Genomic DNA, 25,510 nt, shown 5'->3' with positions numbered 1-25,510 from the left:
GATTCTAGCGGCAAGTCTAGCCTCAGAAGGTGCGCCATTCTTTGGATGCTTGGCTTTTAGCCATCTCCTATTTCCGCTGGCTTCTCAGCTAGGTTAATATTGGTTAATAGTTCGCCGGTGGGCCCCAGGCACCATTGGATAAGAAGCACCTTTTGGGAGGAAACACTTCCGTGAGTCAGAAAGGTAAAAACAAAAAATGGCGGAGTGCGGGCTTGTATGCCTTGCTGGCCATCGTCTTGATCTCCCTGGCCACAACCTTCTTCGGCAGCCGCCCGGCTGAGCGCTTGGAGATCAGCTACTCCGACCTGATGAGCCGTGTGGAACGGGGTGAAGTCAGCAAGGTTTTGGTTGAGGTTGCCCCCGATGGTCGCCAAATTGCCATTGCCGAGGCGGAGATCAACAATCGCGCTACTCGAGTGCAGGTCAATCTCCCCCCCCTCACTCCTGACTTTGAAAACACCTTGGTTGCCAAGGGAGTAGAACTGGCAGTGCGCCCTGTTCAAGATGAGGGTTTGCTGGGGCGCCTTTTTAGCACCTTCTTTCTGCCTATTTTGCTGCTGCTGGGTCTATTTTTCCTGCTACGGCGAGCCCAAAACGGCCCTGGCAGTCAAGCGCTTAACTTCGGTAAGTCCAGGGCGCGGGTGCAGATGGAGCCGAAAACCCAGGTTACCTTCAACGATGTGGCGGGGGTAGACCAGGCCAAGCTGGAGCTGGCGGAGGTGGTGGACTTTTTGAAAAACCCTGAGCGCTACAACGCTCTTGGGGCAAGGATCCCTCGCGGAGTGCTGCTGGTTGGCCCTCCAGGCACCGGTAAAACTCTCTTGGCCCGCGCTGTGGCCGGGGAGGCAGGGGTGCCTTTCTTCTCCATTTCCGGCTCCGAGTTTGTGGAGATGTTTGTGGGAGTGGGGGCCTCGCGAGTGCGGGATCTGTTCGAGCAGGCCAAGCAAAATGCCCCCTGCATTGTCTTCATCGACGAGATTGATGCCGTTGGTCGGCAGCGGGGAGCTGGCTTGGGAGGTGGCAACGACGAGCGGGAGCAAACTCTCAACCAGCTGCTGACGGAGATGGATGGCTTTGAGGGTAACTCCGGTGTCATTGTTATTGCAGCTACCAACCGTCCCGATGTGTTGGACGCGGCGCTACTGCGACCGGGGCGTTTTGACCGCCAAGTAACAGTGGATCGCCCTGACTTCCAGGGCCGCCTGGAGATCCTCAAGGTGCACGCCCGCGGCAAAACCCTGGCGGCCGATGTGGATTTGGAGAAGTTAGCCCGCCGTACCCCTGGGTTTACCGGTGCGGATTTGGCTAACCTACTCAACGAGGCAGCCATCTTGGCAGCCCGCCGCAACCTTACTGAGATCTCAATGGACGAGATCAATGATGCGGTGGAGCGGGTACTGGCCGGCCCAGAGAAGAAAGATCGGCTCATGAGCGAGCGGCGCAAGGAGCTGGTGGCCTACCACGAGGCGGGCCACGCCTTGGTGGGATCCCTTCTGCCCAACTACGATCCCATCCAGAAGGTCACCATCATCCCCCGCGGCCAGGCGGGCGGCCTTACCTGGTTTGTGCCCAACGATGACGATATGGGCCTGACTACCCGTGCCCATCTGAAAAACATGATGACTGTCGCCCTGGGCGGACGGGCAGCCGAAGAGGTGGTTTATGGGGAGGCGGAGGTAACCACGGGGGCAGCTAGCGACCTGCAGCAGGTAGCTCGTATTGCCCGTAACATGGTGACTCGCTTTGGCATGAGTGACCGCCTGGGCAATGTAGCCCTGGGCCGCCAGTACGCCAACATCTTCCTGGGCCGCGAGATTGCTGCCGAGCGGGATTTCTCCGAGGAGACAGCCGCCCTCATCGACGAGGAAGTGCGGCGCCTGGTTAACGAAGCCTACCAGCGGGCTATCTATCTCATCCGGGAAAACCGCGCCCTCCTGGATCGCATTGCCCGCCGTCTGGTGGAGGCCGAAACCATTGACGGGGAAGAGCTGCAGGCACTCATCGATAGCTCCGAAGTGGTGATGCTGCCGCCGGAGGAGGAGCCAGAGCCCCTGAATCTTCCTGTAACCGTCAACGCCAGCGTCTAGTTTCCAGGGATCCCTGCCTTTTCCCCTAAGGAGGGTAGGGATCCTTCCCCTCTGGGAGAGGGGGTGGGGGACTCTAACTGACCCCAGAACTTGACCAAGTCCGGCTTACCTCTACTTCCAGGGGCTGAGGCTCGTAGATTTTCAACACGTACTCGGCCACCATGCGGTCGGTGTTGAAAACCGGGTTGAGGGTGCGGATCGCCTCCTTCATGCGGGCAACCCAGCGGCGGGGGATTCCTTTTTCATCCCGGTCGTAGAACATCGGGATAATTTCGTACTCCAACACATCGTAGAGGGAGTTGGCGTCCAGATCGTCTTGGGTGGCTGGATCCAAGCCTTCGATCTCTTGGCCGATGGCCCAGCCGTTGCGACCGTTGTAGCCTTCGGGCCACCAACCATCCAAAACAGAGAGGTTGAGCCCCCCGTTGAAGCCCACTTTTTGCCCGGAGGTGCCAGAGGCCTCCAGAGGACGGCGCGGGGTGTTGAGCCACAGGTCCACCCCTTGGACCAAGTTGCGGCTGACGTAGGCATCGTAGTTCTCAATAAAGGCGACCCGGTGAGCTACCTCAGGTCGATTTGACCATTCCACCACCCGTTGGATTAGGCGTTTGCCTTCTTCATCGCGCGGGTGAGCTTTGCCGGCAAAGATAATCTGCACGGGGTACTCTTTGTTGGTAAAGATGCGGGTAATGCGCTCCAAATTCCGCAAGATGAGGTCTCCTCGCTTGTAGGTGCTAAAGCGCCGGGCAAACCCTATTGTCAGAATCTTGGGATCCAGCAACTGGTTGACGGCCTGAAGACGTTCGTTACTTTCGCCGCGATTGCGCCGCGCCCGCAACACCCGGTGACGGGTAAAAGCCACCAACCGCTCCCGCAGGGCTTCTTTGCACTGCCATAGTTCCTCATCAGGGATCTCCTCCACCTTGGCCCACAGGTTGGGATCAGAGACCCGCTCCGGCCAGTCGGGGCCCAAGTAGCGGTCGTAGAGGTTCCAAAAAAGAGGAGCAACCCAGGTGCGGGCGTGCACCCCATTGGTGATGGAGTCGATGGGGACCTCCTCCACCGAGCGCTCGGGATAGAGCACATGCCACATCTGGCGAGAGACACGCCCGTGTAACTTACTCACGCCGTTGGCCGCCCGCGCATACCGCAAAGCCAGCACCGTCATGTTAAAAGGCTCCCAGGGATCCCTGCTATGGCGGGCCCCCAAAGCCAAAAATTGCTCCCGCGTCAGCCCCAGTTGCGGCCAGAAAGAGGCAAAGAAGGCATCCATCTCATTGGGGCTGAAGGCATCGTGCCCCGCCGGCACCGGCGTGTGGGTGGTGAATACACACTTTTCCCGCACCTTGGCCTCTGCCGCCTCAAAAGGCGTGCCCCGGGCCACCTCTTCCCGCAGCAGCTCCAAAGTCAAGAAGGCGGAGTGCCCCTCGTTCATGTGGTAGACCATGGGATCCAAGCCCAGCTGACGCAGCAGCCGTACCCCGCCAATGCCGAGGACAAACTCCTGAGCAATGCGCGTGTCAGTGCTGCCGCCGTAGAGGTGGGCGGTGATCCAGCGGTCAATGGGATCGTTCTCTGGCAGGTTGGTGTCTAACAGAAAGAGGGGCACCCGGCCCACGTCTGCCCGCCAGGCGCGCACCTTGACTAGCCGCTGTCGCATCACTAGCTCCACCAGCAGGGGACTGCCATCTGGCTGCCGCACCAGCGTCAGGGGCAGGGAGTCGAAATCGCAATCTTCGTAGAGCTCCCCTTGCCAGCCGCTCATGTCTAGGCGCTGCTGAAAATAGCCTTGACGGTAGAGCAATCCCACGCCCACCAGTGGCACCCCCAGATCCGAGGCGGATTTGAGGTGATCGGCAGCCAGCATGCCCAGGCCACCAGAGTAGATTGGCAAAGATTCGTGTAGACCGTACTCAGCGCAGAAGTAGGCGATGGGGCGCCGCCAGTCGTAGGTTTTCATGGTGCGCTTGGCCCAGGTGTCCTCAGCTGCCATGTACTTGCGATAGGCCTGCACCATCCGATTGAGGGTGTTGAGATAGTTGACATCAGTGGCCAAAGCGGCCAAGCGCAAGTAGGAAACCTCCTCCAGCATGCGTACTGGATTGTGGGAGGTTTTTTCCCACAGGGCGGGATCCATTTCTCGAAAAATGGTGAGGTGATCTGGGTTCCAAGTCCACCAGTAGTTGCGGGCAATCTCGCACAAGGGGGTAAGTGCCTGCGGCAGCGCCGGGCAACGTTCAGGAAAAGCAGAGGTTAAGGCGGCAAGGGACATAGGACAGATACCTGGGTCGGAAGGGAGAGTCTTAAAAAAGAGGTGGCAAACCCCCGCACCTTAATTCTTGGGGGTTTTGGCGGAAGGATTCAGGGCTCTACGTCTGCACTAGAGGCCACCCAATTTCTTTCCAATCTTGCCACAGCAGCGCAGGGCCAAAGGGTTAAACTCCGAACAATTCCTCTCCGTAGAGGAGCTCCCCCTTGAACTTCAGTGCCCCTCCAGCACAGCTAGGCTGGTGTTGCGGTAGTAGTGGCTGAGGATCTGCTGGTAGGAATAGTTTTGGCTGGCCAAGGCGGCGGCTCCCCACTGGCTCATGCCTACTCCGTGGCCGTAGCCGCGCCCCTGGATCTCGAAGAAAGCCGGGAAGGTTGCTGCAGCAGGGGTCAGGCTGGCTGTGGCGGTCGTCTCCCCGCGGGGGCTAATGGCAATCCTCGTGCTGCGCAACCCCAGAGCCTTGCGAAACTCTTTGCCACTGATCTCCTTGCTACCCTGGGATCCCACTAGACGTAGGGTGATGGCCCGTCCCCAGGGGGAGCTGCGCAGGATCTCGATGGAGCGGATGGCCCCGATCCCAGCAGCCAACGGCTGGAGCTGCTGGGCAGAGATGGTAGCCGTCCAGCTAAACACGGGCGAGTGGTGATCGAAATCCGGCACCCCTTGCAAGTAAGGCCGCGCCTCCAGCCAAACATTGCCAGCATCCTCCGTGTGCCCGCCGCTGGAGGAGTGAAAAACAGCATTGATCACCTGCCCCTGGTGGATGAGAACCTGCCCAGCAGTCTCGCGGGCCGCCGCTTGGGTACGGTTGGATTCGGCAGCCACCCCTTTGTAAACCTGCCAATCGATGCCATTTCCCAAGTCGAAAGGCTGCTGGGAGCGACGGCTGCGGTGGTAGAGGGCGTAGGTGCGGGAGGCCACGGCTTGGGCTTTGAGGGCCTCCATCGGGAAACGGTGACCCATCTCGCTGCCCACCACACTGGAAACGTAGTCCTCCAAACCAACTTGATTGATGGCGGTGACCCCCCTCTCGCCGGGGACCAGCTCTACCCAGCCGCGGTACCAATTCTGGTCAATAAACACCAACCCCTCCGGCTCCGTGGGCTGGAGATAGAGGCGTTCTGCCTGGTGGCCGGCCACGCTCACTCCTGAGCCTACCCGGCTGGCCTGAAGAGGCTGCATGGCGGGAACCTCAGCCAGGAGCTGTCCTTGGGGATTCAGAAGGCGGGCCGGGGTAGAGCTGCCAAGCCTGACCTGCGGCTTGTTGACGGCAATGCCCACGCGCAACAGCACCCGCGCCTGAACTGGGAAGGTCAAGCAAAGCCAAGCCCAACCCAGAAGGCCAGCTAGCCAAGCCAGGGGAGCAGAAAACCGCTTTCTAGTCACAGCCCTAATCCTCCGCAATAGACTCCTCGGAAGCAGAAAAGTTGCCCGCAAAGCCAGCCAACCCGTTATGAGGGTATATCAAAAACTGCCTGCGGAGGCACCTCCTTAGCTGCTGGAGGTGCAGGGATGGATAAGCCCCGCCCCCCTATCCTTGCAGAGTCAGAGTCGGGATTCAGACACCCCCCCAAAGTGGGGTCTTGGCTGCACTCGGGTACAGCCCCAGGGTGGGATGTCCCGTGAGGGACTCCAAGAAGATCCCCTTGAAGCGTTCGCAGAGCGTGGCGTAAGCCATTGAAGCCCGCACTCTATGCGCTAACAGAAGTGCAGGGGTAGGGTTTTCGCTCCCCAAACGAGATCCTTCGCCGGCGGCTAAACCACTCCTGTAACAGGCGACGACACTCGGCCTCGCAAACCCCGCCAATGACCTCTGGACAATGAAAGCTGGCAGCAGAAGCGGGCAAATTGAGGACGCTGCGCAGCGCGCCGGCCTTGGGATCATCGGCGCCGTAGATCACCTGGGCCAGCCGCGCTTGGCTGATTGCCCCCGCGCACATGGGGCAGGGCTCCAGGGTCACGTATAGCCGACAGCCTTGCAACTGCCAGTTGCCCAGGCGCTGCCCCGCCTGTCGCAGGGCCAAAATTTCCGCGTGGGCTGTGGGATCCCGATCCCGCTCCCGCCGGTTGCCGCTCAAAGCCAGCAGCTCTTCCCGTGGCCCAACCACCAGCGCTGCCACTGGCACCTCGCCCGCTTCTCCTGCCCGCTCGGCTTCTTGCAGGGCCAACTGCATCCAGGCGCGGTGGCGCTGCCACGGATTCCGCTCCAGCGGTGCTGAGGAATAGAGGTTACCGAGATCCCCGATCATCGCTAGGCCTTTGAGCCCTGCCTTGACGCGCAAAATTTGCTAGGTTGGGCACGTATCCCCTAAACCAGAGAATAGAATAGGCCAAGGGTAAGCCGGCTCTGCTTGTGCAAAAGTGGGTAGCGCCGGTCTTCTTGAGCCTCCTTGTTGCAGTGCTTTTCGGGCAATACGGCTTAGCGCTGGGAGGGATCATGACGCGGCTTCTACGGCAAACACTTCTGGCAATGGCTTTGTTTGGCGGCGGCGTTGCCTACGGGGTTTGGTTGTCCTCGCCAAGGGGGCAGGAATGGCTGCAGCAAACTCCTCTTGCCATCTGGACGCGGCAGGTCCACGAAGAAATGAGATCCCTTCTGCCTTCCTCGGTGTTCCGTCCCACGGCCGAAGATTCTGCTTCTCCTGCCGATGCCGTGCACCCCTCCAACTTTATTGCCGCTGTTGCCCAAAAGGTGGGACCGGCGGTGGTGCGGATTGACGCCACCCGCACCGTGGCCAGCCCCCTCGATCCCGAGCTGTTTAACCAGCCCCTGTTCCGCCACTTCTTTGGGGGACAAATCCCGCAACTGCCGCGAGAGTTTCAGCAGGAAGGCACCGGATCCGGATTTATCATCGATGCCAACGGCCTGATCCTCACCAATGCCCATGTGGTGGAGGGCAGCGAGCGAGTGACGGTGCATCTGCTGGATGGACGCACCTTCGAAGGCAAGGTCAAAGGCTCAGACCCGGTGACGGACATCGCCGTGGTCCAGATCGAGGGCGAAAATTTGCCCACCGTTACCTTGGGCAACTCTGACCGGGTGCGGCCAGGAGATTGGGCCATCGCCATTGGCAACCCGCTGGGTCTGGACAACACTGTAACCGCCGGCATCATTAGTGCCGTTGGGCGCTCCTCCGGACAGATTGGAGCTGCCAACAAGCGGGTGACCTTCCTGCAAACGGATGCGGCCATCAACCCCGGCAACTCGGGCGGTCCCCTGCTGGATGCAGAAGGTCGTGTCATTGGGGTGAATACAGCTATTTTTCAGCGGGCCCAAGGGGTGGGCTTTGCCATTCCCATCAACCGCGCCATGGAAATTGCCGAGCGGTTGATCCGCGATGGTCGGGTGGACCACGCCTTCCTGGGCATCCGCATGATTACCCTCGATCCCGATTTGGTGGCGCGCCTCAACCGCGACCCAGGCCGGCCCACCCCACTGACGGTACAAGAAGGGGTGTTGATTGGGCAGGTGGTTCCCGGATCTCCCGCTGAGCAAGCTGGCCTGCAGAAAGGGGATGTCATTGTCGAGATTGATGGCCAACCCATCCGCGACGCCGAGCAGGTGCAGCAGTTGGTGGATGCTGCTGGCGTGGGCAAGACGCTGACGCTGCGAGTTATCCGCGACGGCGAGGTGCGTACCTTCCAAGTGAAAACGGGCGTGTTGCCACCAGACTTCTAGACGAATCCGTAGCAGGGATGTCTGGAAACGGCAGAGCCCTAGGGGGGTGGCATGGCGTGGGCAGTTGGCGAGAAATTGCAGGGGGGGCGCTACCGCATCGAGGCTGTTTTGGGGGAAGGGGGCTTCGGCATCACCTACCGCGCCTGGGATAGTGTCCGTGCTGACTATGTGGTTATCAAGGTCTTGAACGACAGCCTCCGCGAGGATCCCGATTATCCCCGCTTCCAGCAAAACTTCATGAACGAGGCGCTACAACTGGCCCGCTGCCGCCATCCCCATGTGGTGAAGGTGGAAGAGGTGATCTGGGAGCAAGATCGCTGGTGCATTGTGATGGAGTACATCCGCGGCCAGACTCTGCACCAGCTTTTGCGCCAAAAGGGATCGTTGCCTCTGCCGGAAGCCCTGCGCCTGACGCGGGAGGTGGGATCCGCCCTCATGGCCCTGCACGAACAGGGGATCCTGCACCGCGATGTGAAGCCGGCCAACATCCTAGTACGGGAGGGATCTGGGCAGGCGGTGTTGATCGACTTTGGCCTGGCGCGGACTTACACGCAGGGGCTCATCCAACGCCACACCTCCTATGGCACCGATGGCTACGCCCCCCTGGAGCAGTACGACAGCCTGCGCCGCCGCGGCGCCTTCACCGATGTCTACGCCTTGGCCGCCACCCTCTACACCCTGCTGACAGGGATGGTGCCCTTGTGCGCGCCGGTGCGGGCTACAGGCCGTCAGTTGGATCCTCCCCGCAGCCTCAACCCCAGTATTCCTGAAGAGGTGGAGGCCGCCATCCTCAAAGGGATGGCTCTCCACCCCGAGGATCGCCCGCAAACGGTAGCCGAGTGGCTGGCTCTGCTGCCGGCAGAGAAGCAGCCAGCTACCTTTGAGCCCGCCATCCGCACTCAAGAGCTGCGGGAACTGGAACGGCTTCTGGTCCAGCAGCAACCTCAAGATGAGCTGGAGCAGCTCCTGGCCCAGCACTCGGCAGAAGAGCTGGAGCGCCTGGTGGCACCCCCTACCCCTGCCACAGCAGAAAGGGAGGCAGGCTCCAGATCCCCAATTTTCCCTAGGGTCGGTCGAGAGGGATCCCTGCCTGCAACCCCCTCCTGGCCCGACTGGGTGGGAGAAGCGGCTCCTGCCCTGCAAGGGCTGTGGGATCGGCTGCAGGCCGGCCAGTGGGGGGAAGCCGATCGCTGGACGACGGCTTTGCTGCTTAAACTCAGTGGGCGCTCCCAGGTGGGCTTTTTCGATCCCAAGGATGTTGAAGCTTTCCCCTGCCCGATGCTGCGGCTAATCGACCAACTTTGGACGCAGGCCAGCCATGGACGCTTTGGCTTTACCGTCCAGAAGCAGCTCTGGCAGGAGTGTGACTCGGAGAAAAGGGGAGGGCTCAGCTCGAGATCCTTCTCGGCCTTGCCCCGCGAAGCGTGTATGGGAGAGAAAGTGGGCTGGCAGATCCAGGGCCGCTGGCTGGAGTACGGGGAGCTCAAAACCAACTTGGAAGCGCCCAAGGGCCATCTGCCGGTAGGCTTTTTCTGGGGCTACTCAGGTGGCTTACGCGCGGCGCTGCTGATGCTGGATCGGGCGGTACTGAAAAAGTTCAAAGCCTGCCTGTAAAAAACTCTTCTCTCCCTGGGATAGCAAACGGCGAAAAAAGGTGAGAGTATCTGCACCTTTCCTCAAGGAATTGGAGAGGATTGCTGGGCGCTCCCTCCTTTCTCCAAAAGGGAAGCTGCCCGAGGGTCTTCACGAACAGCCAGCCCCAGGTGAATCAGCGCTGTCTCAACGGTATTGACCTGCTCTGCTAGAGCTTTCCACCCTCTTGCTTTCACACCGTAGCGCTTGCCAAAGTAAGCCCGAGCAGCTGCAAAGGAAGCAAAAGATTTTTTGAGGGTCGCTGCTGTCCAGGGCTTGGCATTCAGCCGTAGCCAATTCCGTTGACCTTGCTGTTGTCTCTCAGCAACAAGTTGCCCTGTCAACTCAAGGAGCTCGGCATAATTGCGCCGCGAGGCGGCGATTGCCGTTTCAAGACTCTCGATGAGACCCATGGTTATCCTCCAGAGGTAACTTCTCTTGATAGTAAATATCCTGCTCGTTCTCCGGAAGCAACTTTCTAGAACCGGCAGAAGGCAGGTTAGTTTCAAAAATAGACATGATCTTGTTCAGGTAACTTTGCAGCAAGCTCCTAACCCCTGGCATGGGAAGGTGATCCACCACATTCTGAAGCTGGTCAAAGAGATGCTTAAGTCTCTTCAGATCTAAAATGGCACGACTGACAATCTCCTGGACTCGAAGCTGCTCTTCGGCAAGCTCTCTTATTCTATTGGCTAGCCTTTGATTTTCAAGCTCTTTCTCGGTGAGCAAACTTAAAGCTGCTTCCTCAGTCTCGACTATTTTAAGCTCAAGCTTTAGGTTCTGCTCTTCCAGAGACTCAATCTGCTCGATTAATAAATTTGACTCAAGCAAAGAATTAAGGCTAATACCCCTACTCAGTAGAAAGCTAACAAGTAAGTCGCTGCAATCTTGTCTTTGGAGCTGCAGTTCTCTGAGTTTAGGCTCTGCTAATTCCTTCAACACTTTATGAGCTATTCCTATCCCCAAGCAATCGCCGTCGCCATGCCCGGGAATACTAACCCTCAAATTGCCGAGAACGGCTTGCGTGTGATGTCTGGCACGACGATGGATAATTTCCCAACCCCACTCTCTTGCTTGACGCAAGATATCCCGTTTCCGCCAATTTCTTGGAGACTGAGTAATGGCTTGAATCTCTCTCTCCTGCTGTATGACTTCCTCTCGCCTTTTAAGGAGATCAAGGAGATACTCTAGCTCCCCCTCGCTGAAACCCATGCAACAACGCCCTTGAGTGAGACTCTCCTCCTCAGCTTATTCAGCTTTCACCGAGACCAGGAGAACATCTCAAAAGTTGTTAACGTTAAGAGATGCTTTGTAGCTTTTCCAGCAAGCTTTCTCAGTAACACCTAAGACAACACAGCAGCAGAGCGAGCAAGCTCTGTAAAAGAACTCCCCTCTCCCTTGGGGAGAGGGGCTGGGGGTGAGGGGGGTGGAGAGCCCTAGTAGCGATGCACCAGCTTGTTGAGGGGCTTGAAGATATCCGCCTCAAATTTCTTGCCCTTGAGCATGCGGTTCCAGTACAGCCAAGGCAAGAGGTGCACCTTGGCCAGGTACATAGAGTAGCGCTCCCGCGTTGGATCCAGGGGGAAGGAAGGGGCGAGCTTCCCATCGTAGGCAAACTCCGCCATGATTAGGGAGTTATAGCCGGTGATCAGGGGGCAGCAGGTGTAGCCGTCGTAGCGGGCCGGCAGCGGCTTCGACTGCATGGCCGCCAAGAGGTTTTCCGCCAGCACCGGCGCCTGCTTGCGGGCTGCGGCTGCCGTCTTGGAAGTCGGTAGGGAAGAGGCATCCCCCAGAGCAAATACGTTGGGGTAGCGGGGGTGTTGCAGCGTCCACTTGTCCACCTCCACCCAGCCACCAGGTCCCGCGAGGGGGCTGCGCTTGACAAAGTCCGGGGCGCTCATGGGCGGGGCCACGTGGATCATGTCGTAGTGCAGGCTTACCTCTTCCTTGCCCTTGTCGGTGGTGACTTCAAAGATGGCCTCCTGCGTCTCGGGCCGGATGGCCTTGAGGTTGTGCTTGAACTTTACCTGGATCCCGCGCCGCTCCACCACTTTCTCCAGGGCCGCGCTGTACTCTGGCACAGGGAAAAGAGTGGCAGCAGCGGTGCAAAAGAGAACTTTAGTGTTGACCCCAACGCCGCTTTTGCTCTTGAAGACGTCGTCGGCCATGTACATGATTTTCTGGGGCGCGCCGCCGCACTTGATGGGAGTGGCGGGGTGGGTGAAGATGGCTGTGCCCCCCTGGAAGTTGCGGATGGTCTCCCAGGTGTAGGGGGCGTAGTCTTTGGAGTAATTGCTGGTCACGCCGCCCTTGCCCAATGCTTCCGGCAGACCCTCGATCAGGTGCCAGTCAATTTGGATCCCGGGGGCCATGATGAGGTAGTCGTATTCGATAACTTGGCCGGCCTCGGTGATGACGCGGTTGTGATCCGGATCCAGCTCGGCCACCCGCGCCTGGATCCACTTGGCTCCCCTGGGGATGACGGTTTTTTCATCGCGAACAAACTTGGCCAGCGGCGCAATGCCCCCGCCCACCAGCGTCCAGCCGGGCTGGTAGTAGTGCTTGTCGGAGGGCTCGATGATGGCAATGTCGAGGTTGCGCTGGCGCTCCAGCAACTGGGCGGCTGCACTAATGCCGGCTGCCCCTCCCCCGACGACAACAATCTGATGGCGAATAACTGTAGGAGAACTCCCAGAAGCAGCCCCCTGCACCTCGGAGCGCGCGCCGTTTTGCGGCACTGCTGCTGACTGGGCTTGCAACTCCCTTGGCTTTGTAGTCGGTACTACCATAACTCCCTCAAAACGGAAACAAAAAAAGAGACCGCTGGACTCAATTGGCCATATAAACAGCCAGAGAACCAACTCACCCGTCCAGGAGCCCGGACAGGTCAGCCGAAGCCCTTTGGCTCCCCACAGGCTCTAGCTACCTAATAAGAATATGCTCATCCTTTCTATCTATCGAGAACTTTAAGCAAGACTTAGCCGGCTCCGTTGTTGACGCTTGTCTTGGTAAAGAGCCCCCCGAAGGACACCTTGCCGGGAAGGGCCCATAGCATTGGTTAGGCTATCAGAGGTAAGGAGGGCGGGCAGCCCATCCACCCCTCGCGGTGTTGGAACTTAAGACTCCGAATCATGGCTAAACCTTCATCCCCCGAGCTGCTCCCAGCCCCTGCCTGGCATGCCCTGTCGGAGGAGCAAGCCATCCAGGAACTCCTCGGAGAGGAGCTATCTTTGCCAGCACTGTTGGAGCGGGGCCTTTCCCAAGCCGAGGTGGCCCGGCGGCAGCGGCAATACGGCCCCAATGAGCTGAAAGCCAAAGCTGCAACGCCGGCCTGGGTCAAGTTTCTGCAGCAGTTTAACCAGTCCCTCTTCTATATCCTGATGGTGGCTGGGGCGGTCAAGGCGTTCCTGGGATCCTGGCGCAACGCCATCGTGATCTGGGCGGTGGTGGTGATCAACGCCCTCATCAGCTACATCCAAGAGGCCAAGGCGGAGGAGGCAATCGCTGCCCTGGCCAAGTCAGTGGTGACTGAAGTCACGGTGCTGCGGGAGGGGCAAAAAGTGCGGCTGCCCTCGCGGGAGCTGGTGCCGGGGGATGTGGTGCTCTTGAGCTCGGGAGACAGGGTGCCCGCCGACCTGCGCCTGCTGAGTGCGCGCAACTTGCAGGTGGACGAATCGGCCCTCACGGGAGAGTCGGTGCCGGTGGAAAAACGGCTGGGATCCCTGCCGGAAGACACGCCTTTGGCCGACCGCCAGAACATGGCTTACGCCGGCAGCTTCGTCACCTTTGGTCAAGGGGCGGGGGTGGTGGTGGCCATCGGCAACCAGACCCAAACAGGTCGCATCTCCCAGCTCATTGAAGAAGGGGGATCCCTGCAAACTCCCCTGACGCGCAAGTTTGAGGCCTTCAGCCTGACCTTGCTGAAAATTATCCTCACCTTGGCTGCGTTCACTTTTTTGGTAGGGCTGGTGCAGGGCCAAGCGGCAGCAAGCGTCTTTGAAGCGGCAGTGGCGCTGGCGGTGAGTGCTATTCCCGAAGGCTTGCCGGCGGTAGTTACCGTAACCCTGGCCATTGGGGTTGCCCGCATGGCCCGCCGCCATGCCATCATCCGCAAGTTGCCGGCGGTAGAAACCCTGGGCAGCGCCACGGTGATTTGCTCGGACAAAACCGGCACCCTCACAGAAAACCAGATGACGGTGCAGGCCATCTACGCCGGATCCCGGCTCTACCGGGTTACCGGCAGTGGCTACAGCCCCCAGGGCCAGATCCTGTTTCAGGAGGCCAATTCCCCTGTCGAACTTCGCCAATGGCCTGCCTTGGAAGCTTGCCTGGTGGCCGGCTGCCTCTGCAACGACAGCCGCCTCAAACCCAAGGACGACGGTCAGTGGGAAGTTGTAGGGGATCCCACCGAGGCGGCTCTGCTCGTAGCCGCCCAGAAAGGGGGGCTGGATCGAGACGATCTGCAGCGCCGTCGCCCTCGCCTAGACAGTATCCCCTTTGAATCCGAGTTTCAGTACATGGCCACCCTGCACCGGTTGGGGCCGGAGGAGCACTGTATCTACGTCAAGGGATCCGTAGAAGCTCTCTTGCCCCGCTGCCGCAGCCAGATGGGTCCCCAAGGGGAGATCCAGCCCTTGGAAGCAGAGCGGATTTGCCAGCAGGTGGAGGCCTTGGCGCGGCAGGGGCTGCGAGTCCTGGCCTTTGCCCAAAAAGCCGTCCCCCCTAGCCAAACTCAGGTGGATCACTCAGATCTGCAGGAAGGGCTGATTTTCTTGGGCTTGCAGGGGATGATCGACCCGCCGCGGCCGGAGGCCATTGCCGCTGTGCGCTCCTGCCAGACTGCCGGGATCCAAGTCAAGATGATTACCGGCGACCATGTGCTTACAGCCCAAGCCATTGCTGAGCAGATGGGCCTGGGCGGTGGCAAACCGGTAAAAGCCTACAGCGGCCGGGATCTGGAGCAGCTTAGCCCAGAGGAGTTTGTCACTGCCGCCAAGGAGGGATCCGTCTTTGCGCGGGTGGTGCCGGAGCAAAAGCTGCGCCTGGTGAAGGCCTTGCAGTCGCAGGGTCAGATCGTGGCCATGACCGGCGATGGAGTTAACGACGCGCCGGCCTTGAAGCAGGCAGATGTGGGCATTGCCATGGGGCGAGGTGGCACCGAGGTGGCCAAGGCTGCCGCCGACATGATCTTGACCGATGACAACTTCGCCTCCATCGAGGCTGCCGTCGAAGAGGGGCGCACCGTTTACAACAACCTCCTTAAAGCCATCGCCTTCATCCTGCCGGTGAACGGGGGAGAGTCGATGACCCTTCTTCTTAGCGTGCTCCTCAACCGCGAGCTGCCCATTTTGGCCATTCAAGTGCTATGGCTGAACATGATTAACTCCATCACCATGACGGTGCCGCTCTCCTTCGAGCCCACCACGGGGAGGGAGATGACCCAACCACCGCGGGATCCCAACGCCAATTTGCTCTCTCCTAGGCTGCTGCAGCGCATCCTACTGGTGTCGGTATTTAACTGGATCTTGATTTTCGGGGTTTTCGAGTACGTGGAACAAACCACCGGCAACCTCAACCTGGCCCGCAGCATGGCCATTCAGGCGCTGGTAATTGGGCGCATCTTCTACTTGCTCAGCCTTAGCCAGGCTATCCCTACCCTGTTGGGCCGCGGGCGCGCCAGCCAGTTGGAGCGCCACGAACGCTTGATGGATGTGGCGGCTATTGCCATTGGCATTGGGGCGGCCATCCTACTGCAGATCCTCTTTAGCCAATGGAGCCTGTTCAACACTCTCTTCGAGACGGCACCCCTGAGTTGGGCGCAGTGGGGCTTCTGTCTACTGGTGAGCTTGCCGATGATCGGGGTTGCAGCGTTGGCCAACCGGGTGGATCCGGAAGGCGCCTCGCTGGCCCGATCCTCTAGGAAAGCCTAAAAGGTGCCTCCAGCTGGCCTGAAGTCACCCTAGGGATGGCTACTGTCTCCAAGAGGCTTTCTAAGGCTGGGATCCAGAGAGTCTTCCCCAGATCTTTGGAAGGGGCGGTGAGGGCCTGCCTCTCGCTTTTTGCCAGAGAGCTGCGCCTAGCAGTTGGCCTGGGGAATGAGGATTTGCTGCAAGGCTTCTTTTAAGTGGGGATATTGGAAGGTGAAACCCAGCTGCAGCGCGGCCTGAGGGATCACCCTCTGCCCCGTCAGAACCACCTGAGCCGCTTCGCCCAGCAGCAGTTCTAGGGCCAGCGCCGGCACCGGCAGCCACGAGGGGCGGGCCAAAACTTGTCCCAAAGTGTGGCAGAACTCTTCCATCTGCACAGGGTTGGGGGCAGTGGCGTTGAAGACACCGGATCCCTGTTGCAGCAGGAAGCAGACCAGGCTTACCCAGTCGTCGCGGTGGATCCAGGAGACCCACTGCTTGCCAGAGCCAAGGGGGCCACCGAGGAAAAACTGAAAGGGAAGGAGCATTTGGGCCAGGGCTCCCCCAGCGGGCCCCAGGACAATCCCCGTGCGCAGGATGGCCAGGCGGATCCCCAGCTCCTCCGCCGGGCGAGCAGCCGCTTCCCAAGCTTGACAGACTTCTGCCAAAAAGCCCTGGCCTGGCGGAGCCGCCTCCGTTAGGGGATCCCCTTCGGGTCGGGAGCCGTAGTAACCCACTGCCGAGCTGCTGATCAGCACCTGGGGCTTTGGGTCGAGGGAGGCAAGAGCCTGGACGAGAGCCTGGGTGGTTTCCACGCGGCTGCGGCGGATTTCTCTTTTCTTAGCTTCTGTCCAGCGGGAAGAGGCCAGGGGCTCCCCGGCCAGGTTGACAACGGCCTCGTACCCTTCCAGAGCTGAGGCCCAGGCTTGCGGTTGGTAGGGATCGTACCCCAGCAGCTTGAGGTGGGGGGATGCTCCCAGAACGCGGCGGGCCTGTTCAGGGCGGCGGCTCAAGACCAACACCTCATCTCCCCGCTCCAGCAGGCGGGCCACCAAGCGGCGCCCGATAAAACCACTCCCGCCCGTGATGGCAATGCGCATAGGACTTCCCTTCTTCAACTCCCTGGGATCTGTGCAGAGCATTCCCCCCTTGAACCTCTAGCCTAGCGCGTCTGCAGTCTTGGCCGTGGTCGTCTTGGGGGAATTGCAAAACCAGCCCAGGCCATGCCGAGTTGGCGCTGAAAAGACGGAAAAGAAAAAAGTCTGGGGCCAGCCCCTGACATACCTGGGAAAATCGGCTTCAATAAGCCCTAGCTGCGCTTCCTGCCAGCAGAGGTAGCCTCTCATCCCCCTATTTCCCGTGACACCCAAGTCTTCTTTGCGTACCCCGGCTCGTCTCCTGTCTGTAGAGGCGGGGCAGGCTCTTAGGCCTAGGCGGGTCGTCTCTATGGCTCCACGACGGCGTTGCTTGCAGGGTCAGGGATCCCTGGTCCGGGTAGGTGGGCAGGGAGCGCTTGCTTCTCCCCAGGTTCGCGGCCCGCGCACGGTCCCCAGCCAGCCCTTCCGTTACAAAACCTTGACCCGAGTGCGGAGACGGCCAGAGCCAGAGCCGCAAGCTTGGGAACTGGTCTGTCGCATTGGGGTGAACCTTCTGTTTACAGCGGCTGCCCTCGGCGGCCTGTATCGCCTTTTGCCGGTGCAATTGGCCCAGCATCACCGCCTGCAGGTTTTGGAGCAAGACCTCAAAGTTCTTTCAGCCCGAGTCTCGCGGCTGCAAGAGGAGGTGGATCGCGGCATGGATCCCCTTCAACGACAGGCTCTGATCAAAGAACGTCTCAACCGCGTGCCGCCCGATCAACTCCAGGTGCGCCTGGTGGATCCCAGTACCCTGGTGGCCGACGCGGAGAAAAGGACGCCCCCCACCTGGATTGGACAATCTCCCCAGGTGTCTAGAAGGCCCTAGCTAGGACTGCCGTAGGAGCAGGGCCACCTCTTTGGCGAAGTAGGTGAGGATCATGTCGGCGCCGGCCCGCTTCATGGCCAAGAGGGATTCCATCATTACCTTCTTGCCGTCAATCCAGCCCTTTTGCTCGGCAGCCTTAATCATGGCGTATTCGCCGCTCACGTTGTAGGCAGCTACGGGCAAATTAGTTGCCTCTTTCACACGGTAGATGATGTCCAAGTAGGCCAGGGCCGGCTTCACCATCACGATGTCCGCCCCTTCGGCCTCGTCCAGCTCCACCTCCCTGAGAGCCTCGCGGGCGTTGGCGGGATCCATCTGATAGGTTTTCTTGTCCCCCCACTTGGGCGCAGATCCCAGGGCCTCGCGGAAGGGGCCGTAGAAGGCAGAGGCATACTTGGCGGAGTAGGCCAGGATGGCCACGTCGGTATAGCCCTGCTCGTCTAGGGCTTCGCGAATGGCGCCGACGCGACCGTCCATCATGTCGGAGGGGGCAACGATGTCAGTTCCCGCTTCCGCCTGGGAGAGGGCCTGCTTGACCAACACCTCCACCGTCTCGTCGTTGAGGATCACCCCATCCCGCACAATGCCATCGTGGCCGTCGCTGTTGTAGGGATCCAGGGCCACATCCGTTATCACGAGGATCTCCGGGATCTCCTGCTTGATCCGCCGCACCGCCCGCTGGATCAACCCGTCTGGGTTAAAGGACTCCCGCCCCGTGGGGTCTTTCTTTTCTTCGGGCACCACCGGGAAGAGGGCCACAGCCGGGATCCCCAAGTTGGCCGCCTCCTCCACCTCCTTTAGGAGCAGATCCAGGGTGTAGCGGTAGCAGCCGGGCATGGACTCCACCTCTTGCCGCTGGTTCTCTCCCTCCATAACAAACAGGGGGTAGATGAGATCCTGCACCCGCAGGTGGGTCTCCTGAACCAGTTGGCGAAGGGCCTCGGTGCGCCGCAGCCGGCGGGGACGGTAGATCAGGTCTTGGCTCATAGGAGCAGGAGAAAGAGGGCCTCTCTATTTTGCCATGAGGGCCCCAGGAGCTCAGTCAAAGCGGAGGGGGAAAATGCCGCTCCAACCAGCAGCCAATTGCTTGCTGAACAGCTGCAGCCTCGCAGTCGTGCAAAAGGTCGTGGCGCGACTGGGGAAAATCGTAGACTTCACCCTTGGGAAGCCGACAGGCAAACTCCACAGCGCCAGCAGGATTGACAACAATATCGGCAGAGGTGTAGAGCACCAAAACTGGCAGCTCCAGCCGGTGGGCTTGTTCAAGGCAGCGCCGGCCGCTGCGCACCAGCTCCGCCGTAAACCGGGCCCGGGTAACACCACACACGTAAGGATCTGCAGCCAAGGCTGCCTGCTGCTCCGCTAGGGAGGTCACCCGCCCGGGTTCGTAGAGGCCAGTTAGAGCAAGCTGGGGCAAAACCTTGTCCAAGACCTGTAAAAGACCCCAGGTAAAGTGGTTGAAATAGTGGTCGATACGAAAGGCCGGGGAGATAAGGATCAAACCTTGCACCTGGTCGGGGTGAGCAAGCGCATATTCCGTAACCCAATTGGCCCCTGCACTGTACCCACACCAGATCTGCGGGAGCTCTCGCTGGGGCCAAACTTGCTTGACGATGGCCTCCAGATCTGCTTGGTACTGGCCGAAGTAGTCGATCCAGCAGCGGATGCCGTCTGAGCGGCCAAATCCCCGCATGTCGGGTGCCAAAGCTTCCCACCCCTGAGCTGCCAGCCCCTCTGCCAGGGAGCCAAACCTCCCGCTGTGATCCCCTTTGCCGTGCAGCAGTAACACCCGGCCCCGCGGGGATCCCGGCTGCCAGTGGTGGAGAAAAATTGAGATCCCCTCTGCAAGCTGCAGTTGCCGCGGTTGATACCCGCTGGACGACCAAGGCCTCGCCCCGCTTGACCCCTGCTCCTCCAAAGGATCCCGACCGCCAAACCGCGGAGCTGAACTACTGGACAAGTCGAAGGGCATGGGCAGATCCCCAAACAACGTGTCGTCGGTCTTCCATTCTCCCGCGTCGTCCCTGAGAAGGTGCTATTCTCCTTTGCACTCCCAGTTAACCACCTTGGCTTTCTCCGGATCCCTGGTGGCTCTGGCCCTGCAAACTGGGAGAGAGTTGAGGTTCCATTAGGGGATAGAGACCGGAGAGAGGTATGATGTTGTGAAGAAGTTTTGCCGAGCCTCAAGCTTGACGAGCTCCTGGCGCGGCGGCAGTGCTTTGTTGCTTGTTGGCTTCGTCCAGTTGAAAAGGGGTTGTTGAAACTATGCTGTTACTGAAAATCTCGGTTTACGCGGTGGTGATCTTTTTTGTGGGGCTTTTTGTCTTTGGTTTCTTAAGCAACGACCCCGCCCGCAACCCCAACCGTCGGGATCTGGAGTGAGGGATCTGTCCAGGAAAATTGAGGAACCTAGGCCTCGAGGGAGTGCCCAACGCCTCCCCTCCCCGGTAGTCCTCAGCTCAACACAGCAGCCCAGCTTGCCTACTGCAAGGCTGTGATGAGTAGAGTCTGGGATCCAGAGCGGTTTTGCTGGTCAAAGGCAGTGATTCGAAACTGCCAAACGCCGGCAGGATCGCCAGGAGCAACCCGGAAGTCGGTATTGAAGCTACAGAAAGTGGCACCTGGGCTGCAGCCAACCTGCTGGGGGCTAAAGATCTCTCTTTGCACGCGCGTGCCAAGCGGGTTAAAGGTTTCCAGTTCCACAAACTGGGTTGAGCGGGCGCCGCCCGGCACACTCACCTGCACTGTAAAAGCTGGCGTGGAGGTGCCCACCCGCACCAAGGTGGGCGGATTGATAAAGGAAACGGTTGGGCTTGGGGGTGGGATGACGAGCGATCCCCCCGAGCTGCCGCCATCTCCACAGGCAGTCAACGCTGTGGCCAAAAGGCCCGTGGTCACAAGGGTTAGAGCAGCACGCCGCATCTTTTTGTCTCCTTAACCTGTAAGCACTCCGGCTTGATGCCTTGCCCACTGTCGGCTACCCAGAGGGATAGCTTGGTAGCTCTGTACTTTAGGGCGAGGCGGAAAAGGCCATAAACAACTTTAGTTGCCCACTCATAGGGCGGCTTGTTACAGCTCATTGGCGAGCTTCTAGCCACCTAACTGTAGTGAAAAACCCGACCGGTGGCGAGCCTCTGCGCAAGGACGATACCAAAGACAAGGGGTAGTTCCTACCCAAGTTGGGCTTTGCCTCAAGGAACGGGGTAGAGGCGGTTTGACAACGCCTTTGCGAGTCCGTCTGTGGACTGCGTAAGGATCCCCCTACGTCCCGCTTCGCGATTAGTCGGTGGGAGTGTCAAAGGATGTGGCCACCTGGCGAAAAAGAGGCTTTCCACCCCTACTCACCGCTGCCCCTGCCTGCCTCTGCAAGCGGGGGGTTAGGGGAGAGGGAACGCTTGGGAAGACAAGCACTGCTGCAACAAAGGGACGACCCAAGTCAGTGCTGTCGTGGACCGAGAACGAGAATCCCCTGCTGTTCCAGCCCAAGGGGCAGTGGGTTTTCAAAGCAGCAGCAAGCGCCGCAGGAACAGGGCTATGACGGCAACAAAGCTAACCACGATGAGCTGTCCTGGCAAGGTATAGCCAGAGTAGAGCCGAAGCAACCTCAGCAACTCTCCATCCCAGGGCTGGGTGGCCAAGAGATAGGTGATCCCGGTTAGGTGAACCAGGGTCAGGGCCACCAAACTGGCAGCGGCCAAATCCTGTAGACGCACTGGCCTCGGGATCCTAGACAGCACGTAAGGCTTGCCCCGAGGGGGAAGGGAAGCAGGCAGCAGCTGGGGATCCCTTTGTCGAAAGGCCATTGTCCCGCAGGCCCAGGCCGCGGGCAGGAAGCCCAGCAGGTAGCCGAAGGCGGGCTGGTACAGGTATTGCCATCCGCCTCCCTGGGCAAACACCTGCAGCCCTGCCAACCCCAATCCCAGATAGACAATCTGGGCGCACACTGCCGCCACCGGCCCTGCCAGACAGGCCGTCAGCAGCATGCCGCCAATTTGCAGGGAAAAGCTATATCCTCCTACTCCTGGCCACTGAGGTGGCAAGCTCACCTGGGTTAGGGTGCCCAAAATGGTTAGGATCACCCCAATCGCCGTCCAAAGCCATTCCAGAGGGGTTAAAAGCCGGCCAGGGCGCATAGCCGAGGGAAAATCTTTCCTTATGCTAGGAGAGGACACAACCTCGATGAGGTAGGCAAGAGGGTGGTTAAGCCAGAGTGGATTGCCTTAGCCCAAGCGCTAGCCGACGCGGCCGGAGCGGTGATTCGCCCTTTGTTTCGCGGGGAGTTGCAGGCCGAGTACAAAGAGGCCAGATCCCCTATCGTAACGATAGCCGACCGGGAGGCCGAACGGGCAATGCGGGCGCTGCTAGCCGCCCATGTGCCGGAGCACAACGTCCTCGGCGAGGAGTTTGGCTTCCACCAGACTGGCTCCCCCTACACCTGGGTTTTGGATCCCTTGGATGGCACCATCGCCTTTTCCACCGGCAAGCCCACCTTCGCCACCTTGATTGCCCTTTTGGAAGACGACCGCCCTGTTTTGGGCATCATCGATCAACCGGTGTTGCGTGAGCGCTGGATAGGGGTGCAGGGACAGCCAACCCGATGGATGACCCCCTCTACCCAACAGCTCACGCGCACCAAAGCCACCACTGACCTCAGCCGCGCCTACCTGAGCTGCACGACCCCCGATTTGTTCACCCAGCCTGACCAACAGCAGCGCTTTCAGCAGCTCAGTCGCTTGGTCCACATCACCTCCTACGGCGGCGACGGCTACCAGTACGGCCTCTTAGCCAGCGGCTACATCGATTTGGTCATGGAATGTGGCCTTGCCCTCTACGATTTTGCCGCCCTCGTGCCGGTGATCGAGGGATCCGGCGGTGTGATTACCGACTGGGCGGGGGATCCCTTAACTCGCACCTCCAAGGGAGAAGTGCTGGCGGCGGCCAACTCCAACTTACATCGCCAGGCCTTAGCGGCAATAAGCTCCCAGGGGTAGCTCCTAGTCTCAATTGGTTGCGAGCTTTGGAGAGCGATTGTTAGTTCATTGCCGGGTAAGGCTCTAGCCAAGTTCTCTGTCCGGCACCTCCCTCAACACCCAGTAGCGCCAGCTCAAAAGCAAAATCCCACAGGGAATGTATGTGGCTACTAACTTTTTCCACCCCTTAGACACTCTATTGGCAGCTTTCGACTCCAATTCAGAACCTAAATTTACCCCCAGCTAAGGTTTGAGGCTGAGAGTGCTCATCTAGAGCAGGTTTATTTTCTGGAAGCGGGCGGACGGAATCGAACCGACAACAGCAGTTTGGAAGCCAGCTGTTTTATACCCGCAAACGCTTGCTGCGTAAGGCTTTGCGGCGTTCCTTTAGTCTTGTGGGCAAGTTGCGGGCAGCAAGTCCTACTGACCAGATAAGCTTCAGAAGCCAAGCGTTGTTGCTGGAGAGGAATCGAACAAAGAGCTGGCCGCCTCCTTCGCTCTGACACACCTAGCCATACCGAACCTAGTCTGGCCTATCTTTCAGCGCAGCTCAACCTATTGCTGGCTGGGTCAACAAAACGCGCGGAGTGCCCCCCTGTATAGACGGTGGGAATGGACAGCGCCCCTAGATTGACTTTGGGTGTACCAGAGCACCGCCGCACGAAACAATACACTTAGAGTCAAGCTGTACTGCTATCATGCCTGTGTCTGCTTGTGGTTTTGCGATAGAGAGGGACAGGGGGTCGGTGAGGGTTATGTTCGATGTTGCTACCAACCAGGGCTGGGAACCTGCCTCGTGAGTCTTGGATGCTTCAGCTCTACTATGGCTAGCGCCACGCTTTGCGAACGCAGACTCGGTACACAGGATGGACGCCGTCCCGCTGCCGCGAACGATGAAACAACTGGGGCAGGGAAAGAGACAAAACCCTTGTCGTCAGGTAGGCGGGGGAACCCCACCCATGCGCTGGGGTAGCTCATGACAGACACAGGCAGCAGCCTTCCCGCTAATGGTGTAGAGCCCCTACACTAGAGCTTGCGTGGAAGTGTTGTAATTAGTAGGGAAGATATTGCAGGAGAAAATTCCATGCTTCAAGAGAACGTTGAAATGATCCCAATTCCGCCTAACTTACTGGACTATCAGAGGCGCGCTGCAACGCTGCCTGCAACTTTTGTCCCTATTCTTCGCTAGAAAGAAAAGGGACAAAGATGGATGATGCTCTCATAGAGAAAATCGTCAACGACCTTAAAGACATTCCACGTCTTCATCGCTTTCAATTAAGCCCCTTTAAGGTCAACGAGCCATTTTTGGATGCACGGATTTTTGATTTGCTTACGTACCTCCAGTCTGAGTTACCAAATGCCACAATTACCTTGACTACCAATGCTTCGCTCATCAACGAGCGGATCTTGGAACGATTGACCCAGTTCCCCAATCTTGGCTACTTGTGGGTTAGTTTTAACGATCATCGCCCGAACGAATATGAGGCAACAATGAGGTTGCCCTATAGACGAACCCGCGAAAGCCTGGACATGCTGCACAAAGCAAAAGCTGAAGGACGTTTGCCAATGCGCATTGTGCTGTCGCGTGTCGGTGACGGCACGGCAGTTGATAAAGATTTTGCTGTCTGGGTAAAGACAACTTATCCCTTGTTTGAGGTGAGCATTTTTCCACGCATGAACTGGCTTGGCCAGGTTGACATGCCCACTTCCGCGGTGCCGCCTGTAGCCTGCACCCGCTGGTTTGATATATCGATCACAGCAACGGGTGTAGTAGCCCATTGTTGCGCCGATGGCCAGGCACGCTACCCCATAGGCAACGTTCGGGAGCAGCATGTCCTCGACATCTACAACAGCCCAAGCTATCGCCGACTGCGCACAACAGTGGACAACCGTCTGCTTGTCGAGCCCTGCCGCCGCTGCAATTTTCTCTGAGGGAGATTTATGGCTATCACCGCCATCGAATACATCCTATTTCGCCAAATGCGGGAGCAAAACGCCATTCCACTTGGAGGAGACTGTTTGGAACTGGGCGAAGCCAACTGGTATGGCGACGTGGCTGTCGAGCAGCTTGGCCAAGACATTTATCGCTTTGCCAAAGAGGAAGAACGTACTGCCCTCTTCCGTCAGCTCGATGAAATAACTCAAGCCAAGCGCCCCGTAATGCTGTTCGAGATTGCCAAGATCTTTTGGCGCACCTTCTGGCAGCCGCGCTCCATGACGGCGGTGGATCTTCATGGCACCGAGACAGCTCTCAAGCTAGACCTCAATTTCCCTATTGAGTTGCCCCAGCGTTATGATGCTGTTTTTAACCTTGGCACAGCCCAGCACATCTTCAACATTGCTCAGGTAATGAAAACCATACACGACTACACACTGCCTGGCGGCTTGATGATCCATGGCCTGCCCTTTACTGGCTGGCTCGACCATGGTTTTTACAACGTGCAACCGACTTTTTTCTGGGATCTAGCTCAGGCAAATGGTTATACGATAATGGCTTATCTCTACGTCGAATACAACCCACTGAAGTTCGTGCAGCTATGGAAACGCGAGGATATTCTCGAACTAGCCACCAAAAATCAGATTGGCCACAATGCCCTGCTTTACTGCGTACTGCGCAAGCCCGCTGAAGATCAACCGTTTCACTTTCCGATTCAGGGCTACTATGCTGGCACTATCTCCCAAGAGGCAGCACAGGCTTGGGAGACTCTACGATAATAAGGAGAGTAAACATGAAACAGCTCAGGGAGTAATTTGCAGAACTCGGCTACTGCCATATCCCCCAGTTTATTTCGCCCGCTTTGTTAAATGAGTGGGCAGATGACCTGCACTGGCTGGTCGCCACGCAGCTTGAGCGGTTTGGCCTTTCAGCCAGTGAAGAAAGTGACCCTGTGCGTCGTTTGTCGCGCTCGCTCATAACTCTGTGGCGGGCCAAGCCGGAGGCCCAGTCTTGGATTTATGAGGAGGTCAATCGTCGGCCTTGGATGTTTGAACTGGCAAGCAGCCAC

20 protein-coding genes are annotated in these 25,510 nt (G+C 58.9%); 9 read left to right on the top strand and 11 right to left on the bottom strand.

Annotated features, from left to right (window positions below; translation table 11 throughout):
* Positions 1–170 precede the first annotated feature (170 nt).
* On the top strand, positions 171–2,087 hold the full coding sequence (gene ftsH, locus NW822_RS06055) for an ATP-dependent zinc metalloprotease FtsH (RefSeq protein WP_414403850.1): 1,917 nt from the start codon (positions 171–173) through the stop codon (positions 2,085–2,087).
* A 73-nt stretch (positions 2,088–2,160) separates the two neighbouring features.
* Here ftsH and glgP read toward each other — a convergent pair whose 3' ends face one another.
* The 3 genes from glgP to NW822_RS06040 form a co-directional block, all read right to left on the bottom strand.
* Complete coding sequence (glgP, locus tag NW822_RS06050) at positions 2,161–4,359, bottom strand: alpha-glucan family phosphorylase (RefSeq protein WP_414403849.1); 2,199 nt, start codon at positions 4,357–4,359, stop codon at positions 2,161–2,163.
* A 210-nt stretch (positions 4,360–4,569) separates the two neighbouring features.
* A complete protein-coding gene (locus tag NW822_RS06045) occupies positions 4,570–5,742 on the bottom strand; it encodes a SpoIID/LytB domain-containing protein (RefSeq protein ID WP_414403848.1) in 1,173 nt (390 codons plus the stop codon).
* A 305-nt stretch (positions 5,743–6,047) separates the two neighbouring features.
* Positions 6,048–6,605: a nucleoside deaminase gene (locus NW822_RS06040; protein WP_414403860.1), complete on the bottom strand. Its 558-nt coding sequence runs from the start codon at positions 6,603–6,605 to the stop codon at positions 6,048–6,050.
* Between the two features lie 188 nt (positions 6,606–6,793).
* On the opposite strand from NW822_RS06040, the gene NW822_RS06035 reads away from it, so the two are divergent.
* Both NW822_RS06035 and NW822_RS06030 read left to right on the top strand, forming a co-directional pair.
* Positions 6,794–8,035: an HhoA/HhoB/HtrA family serine endopeptidase gene (locus tag NW822_RS06035; protein ID WP_414403847.1), complete on the top strand. Its 1,242-nt coding sequence runs from the start codon at positions 6,794–6,796 to the stop codon at positions 8,033–8,035.
* Between the two features lie 51 nt (positions 8,036–8,086).
* Positions 8,087–9,649 carry a protein kinase domain-containing protein gene (locus NW822_RS06030; protein WP_414403846.1) on the top strand — a complete coding sequence of 521 codons (1,563 nt, stop codon included), beginning with the start codon at positions 8,087–8,089 and terminating at the stop codon, positions 9,647–9,649.
* Between the two features lie 62 nt (positions 9,650–9,711).
* On the opposite strand, the gene NW822_RS06025 is transcribed toward NW822_RS06030, so the two are convergent.
* The 3 genes from NW822_RS06025 to NW822_RS06015 all read right to left on the bottom strand — a co-directional run bounded on the left by NW822_RS06025 (position 9,712) and on the right by NW822_RS06015 (position 12,456).
* The gene (locus tag NW822_RS06025) at positions 9,712–10,080 is read right to left on the bottom strand and encodes a hypothetical protein (protein WP_414385806.1); all 369 of its coding nucleotides are present in this window, start codon (positions 10,078–10,080) and stop codon (positions 9,712–9,714) included.
* Positions 10,058–10,879: a hypothetical protein gene (locus NW822_RS06020; protein ID WP_414403845.1), complete on the bottom strand. Its 822-nt coding sequence runs from the start codon at positions 10,877–10,879 to the stop codon at positions 10,058–10,060. The genes NW822_RS06025 and NW822_RS06020 overlap by 23 nt, the downstream gene beginning before the upstream one ends.
* A 224-nt stretch (positions 10,880–11,103) precedes the next feature.
* On the bottom strand, positions 11,104–12,456 hold the full coding sequence (locus NW822_RS06015) for an FAD/NAD(P)-binding oxidoreductase (protein ID WP_414362636.1): 1,353 nt from the start codon (positions 12,454–12,456) through the stop codon (positions 11,104–11,106).
* Positions 12,457–12,798: 342 nt separating this feature from the next.
* Here NW822_RS06015 and NW822_RS06010 point away from each other — a divergent pair, with 342 nt between their 5' ends.
* Positions 12,799–15,597: an HAD-IC family P-type ATPase gene (locus NW822_RS06010; RefSeq protein ID WP_414403844.1), complete on the top strand. Its 2,799-nt coding sequence runs from the start codon at positions 12,799–12,801 to the stop codon at positions 15,595–15,597.
* Positions 15,598–15,743: 146 nt separating this feature from the next.
* On the opposite strand, the gene NW822_RS06005 is transcribed toward NW822_RS06010, so the two are convergent.
* Positions 15,744–16,673 carry a TIGR01777 family oxidoreductase gene (locus NW822_RS06005; RefSeq protein WP_414403843.1) on the bottom strand — a complete coding sequence of 310 codons (930 nt, stop codon included), beginning with the start codon at positions 16,671–16,673 and terminating at the stop codon, positions 15,744–15,746.
* Positions 16,674–17,019: 346 nt separating this feature from the next.
* On the opposite strand from NW822_RS06005, the gene NW822_RS06000 reads away from it, so the two are divergent.
* Positions 17,020–17,535, top strand: coding sequence for a hypothetical protein (locus NW822_RS06000; RefSeq protein ID WP_414403842.1), 516 nt, complete (start codon positions 17,020–17,022; stop codon positions 17,533–17,535).
* Here the strand turns inward: NW822_RS06000 and hemB are convergent, their stop codons facing one another.
* A complete protein-coding gene (gene hemB, locus NW822_RS05995) occupies positions 17,536–18,522 on the bottom strand; it encodes a porphobilinogen synthase (protein ID WP_414403841.1) in 987 nt (328 codons plus the stop codon). It lies immediately after the preceding gene.
* A gap of 55 nt (positions 18,523–18,577) precedes the next feature.
* Positions 18,578–19,507: a lysophospholipase gene (locus tag NW822_RS05990; protein WP_414403840.1), complete on the bottom strand. Its 930-nt coding sequence runs from the start codon at positions 19,505–19,507 to the stop codon at positions 18,578–18,580.
* Positions 19,508–19,800: 293 nt separating this feature from the next.
* On the opposite strand from NW822_RS05990, the gene NW822_RS05985 reads away from it, so the two are divergent.
* Complete coding sequence (locus tag NW822_RS05985; RefSeq protein ID WP_414362630.1) at positions 19,801–19,917, top strand: photosystem II reaction center protein I; 117 nt, start codon at positions 19,801–19,803, stop codon at positions 19,915–19,917.
* Between the two features lie 99 nt (positions 19,918–20,016).
* Here NW822_RS05985 and NW822_RS05980 read toward each other — a convergent pair whose 3' ends face one another.
* A complete protein-coding gene (locus tag NW822_RS05980) occupies positions 20,017–20,457 on the bottom strand; it encodes a hypothetical protein (RefSeq protein ID WP_414362629.1) in 441 nt (146 codons plus the stop codon).
* Positions 20,458–21,035: 578 nt separating this feature from the next.
* The gene (locus NW822_RS05975) at positions 21,036–21,668 is read right to left on the bottom strand and encodes a biotin transporter BioY (RefSeq protein WP_414403839.1); all 633 of its coding nucleotides are present in this window, start codon (positions 21,666–21,668) and stop codon (positions 21,036–21,038) included.
* A gap of 63 nt (positions 21,669–21,731) precedes the next feature.
* On the opposite strand from NW822_RS05975, the gene hisN reads away from it, so the two are divergent.
* From hisN to NW822_RS05960, 3 genes are all read left to right on the top strand, one after another.
* A complete protein-coding gene (gene hisN, locus NW822_RS05970; protein WP_414403838.1) occupies positions 21,732–22,526 on the top strand; it encodes a histidinol-phosphatase in 795 nt (264 codons plus the stop codon).
* Between the two features lie 1,185 nt (positions 22,527–23,711).
* Positions 23,712–24,437 (top strand): SPASM domain-containing protein, encoded by a 726-nt coding sequence (locus NW822_RS05965; protein WP_414403837.1) that lies wholly within the window; start codon positions 23,712–23,714, stop codon positions 24,435–24,437.
* A gap of 9 nt (positions 24,438–24,446) precedes the next feature.
* Positions 24,447–25,220, top strand: coding sequence for a hypothetical protein (locus tag NW822_RS05960; protein WP_414403836.1), 774 nt, complete (start codon positions 24,447–24,449; stop codon positions 25,218–25,220).
* The last annotated feature ends 290 nt before the right edge of the window (positions 25,221–25,510 follow it).

This window comes from Synechococcus sp. H70.2 (assembly GCF_047462275.1).
GTDB lineage: Bacteria > Cyanobacteriota > Cyanobacteriia > Thermostichales > Thermostichaceae > Thermostichus.
Note: the sequence above shows the minus strand (reverse complement) of the source record. Positions and strands in the feature narration are given on the sequence as shown.

Coding starts and splice junctions, on each gene's coding strand:
- glgP (WP_414403849.1), bottom strand. CDS start 4,359: ATGTCCCTTGCCGCCTTAACCTCTGCTTTTCCTGAACGTTGCCCGGCG.
- NW822_RS06040 (WP_414403860.1), bottom strand. CDS start 6,605: ATGATCGGGGATCTCGGTAACCTCTATTCCTCAGCACCGCTGGAGCGG.
- NW822_RS06035 (WP_414403847.1), top strand. CDS start 6,794: ATGACGCGGCTTCTACGGCAAACACTTCTGGCAATGGCTTTGTTTGGC.
- NW822_RS06030 (WP_414403846.1), top strand. CDS start 8,087: ATGGCGTGGGCAGTTGGCGAGAAATTGCAGGGGGGGCGCTACCGCATC.
- NW822_RS06025 (WP_414385806.1), bottom strand. CDS start 10,080: ATGGGTCTCATCGAGAGTCTTGAAACGGCAATCGCCGCCTCGCGGCGC.
- NW822_RS06020 (WP_414403845.1), bottom strand. CDS start 10,879: ATGGGTTTCAGCGAGGGGGAGCTAGAGTATCTCCTTGATCTCCTTAAA.
- NW822_RS06015 (WP_414362636.1), bottom strand. CDS start 12,456: ATGGTAGTACCGACTACAAAGCCAAGGGAGTTGCAAGCCCAGTCAGCA.
- NW822_RS06010 (WP_414403844.1), top strand. CDS start 12,799: ATGGCTAAACCTTCATCCCCCGAGCTGCTCCCAGCCCCTGCCTGGCAT.
- NW822_RS06005 (WP_414403843.1), bottom strand. CDS start 16,673: ATGCGCATTGCCATCACGGGCGGGAGTGGTTTTATCGGGCGCCGCTTG.
- NW822_RS06000 (WP_414403842.1), top strand. CDS start 17,020: ATGGCTCCACGACGGCGTTGCTTGCAGGGTCAGGGATCCCTGGTCCGG.
- hemB (WP_414403841.1), bottom strand. CDS start 18,522: ATGAGCCAAGACCTGATCTACCGTCCCCGCCGGCTGCGGCGCACCGAG.
- NW822_RS05990 (WP_414403840.1), bottom strand. CDS start 19,507: ATGCCCTTCGACTTGTCCAGTAGTTCAGCTCCGCGGTTTGGCGGTCGG.
- NW822_RS05985 (WP_414362630.1), top strand. CDS start 19,801: ATGCTGTTACTGAAAATCTCGGTTTACGCGGTGGTGATCTTTTTTGTG.
- NW822_RS05980 (WP_414362629.1), bottom strand. CDS start 20,457: ATGCGGCGTGCTGCTCTAACCCTTGTGACCACGGGCCTTTTGGCCACA.
- NW822_RS05975 (WP_414403839.1), bottom strand. CDS start 21,668: ATGCGCCCTGGCCGGCTTTTAACCCCTCTGGAATGGCTTTGGACGGCG.
- NW822_RS05965 (WP_414403837.1), top strand. CDS start 23,712: ATGGATGATGCTCTCATAGAGAAAATCGTCAACGACCTTAAAGACATT.
- NW822_RS05960 (WP_414403836.1), top strand. CDS start 24,447: ATGGCTATCACCGCCATCGAATACATCCTATTTCGCCAAATGCGGGAG.